This window comes from Komagataeibacter kakiaceti JCM 25156 (assembly GCF_000613305.1).
In genome coordinates this window covers 1-2,168 of the sequence record NZ_BAIO01000403.1, presented here as the reverse complement: position 1 = coordinate 2,168, position 2,168 = coordinate 1, and the positions used below count along the sequence as shown (strand labels likewise).

The 2,168-nt window shown below is 66.0% G+C and carries 2 pseudogenes; both read right to left on the bottom strand.

The features are described 5' to 3' along the window. Nucleotides 1-367, bottom strand: a pseudogene (locus JCM25156_RS24770) (16S rRNA (guanine(527)-N(7))-methyltransferase RsmG); the annotation flags it as partial. After that, nucleotides 367-2,168 (bottom strand): annotated as a pseudogene (gene mnmG / locus JCM25156_RS24765) (tRNA uridine-5-carboxymethylaminomethyl(34) synthesis enzyme MnmG); the annotation flags it as partial. The pseudogenes JCM25156_RS24770 and mnmG, both read right to left, overlap by 1 nt.

Genomic DNA, 2,168 nt, shown 5'->3' with positions numbered 1-2,168 from the left:
TCCACCTCCAGCCGCTGGGCGCGGACTGTCACCGACACCCCGGCCGCCCGCGCGGCTTCGCGCAGGAAGGCGGCTTTGCGCTGGTCCGATTCAATCAGCGTGACCCGCGCATCGGTGGCGCACGCAATGACCAGACCGGGAAAGCCGCCCCCCGACCCCATATCCACCAGCGTTACCCCGCCTGCGGGAATCTGGCGGCCAGCTGCAGGCTGTCGGCCATGTGGCGCGACCATAGATGCGGCAGGTCATGCGGGGAGACAAGATTGATACGCTGGTTCCAGCGTTGCAGGATTTCGGCATAGCGCTCCAGCCGCTCCTGTGTTTCACGTGAAACATCGGCCAGAACCGGCAGGCTGTCACTCCCCATCAGGCCATCACCGGCTTGTGGCGCACATGCGCCAGCAGGGCGACCAGCGCCGAGGGTGTGATACCGGGAATACGCTGCGCCGCCCCGAAGGTGACGGGCCGCACACGGGCCAGACGTTCCTGCATTTCCGCACTCAGCCCGCCGATCTGGCTGTAATCCAGATCCGTTGGCAGGGTCATGCGCCCCTCCGTGGCAAGCTGGCGGATTTCGCGCTCCTGCCGGAAAATATAGCCGCTATAGCGCGCCTCGGTCGCCAGATGCTGGGCGATGCGCGGCGGGAGCGCGGCAAACCATGGGGCGATCCGGCCTATGGTTTCAGGCGTGACATCGGTCGCCAGCACATCCAGCAGCGAGCGCGCACGCCCGTCAGCCGAAACATGGACGCCTGCCCTGCGCAGGAGATCAGGCGTATAGGTTTCATTGCGTGCACGCAGGGTGGCGGTGTCGATGGCGTCACGATCGGCATGGAAACGTGCGGCGCGGGCGGGACCGATACAGCCCCATTCCAGCCCGCGCGGGGTCAGGCGCAGATCCGCGTTATCAGCCGCAGGGTCAGGCGGTATTCCGCCCGCGAGGTGAACATGCGATACGGTTCCGACACGCCCTGCGTGGTCAGGTCATCAATCATGACGCCGATATAGGCATTACCCCGATCCAGTGTAACACCCTGCGCGCCCCCGGCATGCCGGGCGGCGTTGAGACCGGCGACCAGCCCCTGCGCCGCGGCTTCCTCGTACCGGTGGTGCCATTGATCTGCCCGGCAAGGAACAGGCCGGGCATGTTCTTCAGTTCCAGCGTGGGCGCCAGTTCCCGCGGGTCGATATAGTCATATTCCACCGCGTATCCCGGCCGCACGATCCGGCAGCGTTCCAGCCCCGGAATACTGTGCAGCATCTCGTGCTGCACGCTTTCGGGCAGGCTGGTGGAAATGCCGTTGGGATAGACCAGATTTCCCTCCGGATTGCCGGGCAGCCCTTCGGGCTCCAGAAAGATCTGGTGCGATTCACGCTGCGCGAAGCGCACCACCTTGTCCTCAATGGAGGGGCAGTAGCGCGGCCCCCGCCCCGAAATCGCGCCCCCGTAAAGAGCGGAAAGCTGGAGGTTCTCACGAATGATTTCATGCGTGCGGGGCGTTGTCGCCGTGATGCGGCACGACACCATGGGGTTGGTGATGGTGTCCGTCATGCGGCTGAACGGTTCGGGGGTCGCATCCCCCCTGTCTTCAGGCAGGGAATCCCAGTCGATGCTGTCACGCGCGATGCGGGCCGGGGTGCCTGTCTTGAGGCGTCCCATACGCAGGCCGCGTGCGGCCAGCCTCTCCCCCAGCGCGTTGGCGGGGCGGTCCCCTACCCGCCCGGCGGGCTGGCTGTCATGACCGATATGGATCGTACCGCGCAGGAAGGTACCCGTCGCCAGCACCACGGCGCCGGAGGAATAGGTACGCCCATCTTCACAGACCACGCCACGGACCTGCCCCTGCGCATCAACCAGCAGGTCACCCGCCGCGCCCTCGACAATATCCAGCGAAGCGGTTTCCGCCAGCAGGTCCTGTATGGCCTGCCGGTAGAGCGTGCGATCCGCCTGCGCGCGGGGACCATGCACGGCTGGCCCCTTGGAGCGGTTGAGCAGCTTGAAATGGATTCCGGCGCGATCGGCCGCACGCCCCATCAACCCGTCCAGCGCATCGATTTCGCGCACGAGATGCCCCTTGCCAATGCCCCCAATGGCCGGGTTGCACGACATGATCCCTATCGTCTCGCGCCGATGCGTCAGCAGCATCGTACGCGCGCCGGTACGCGCG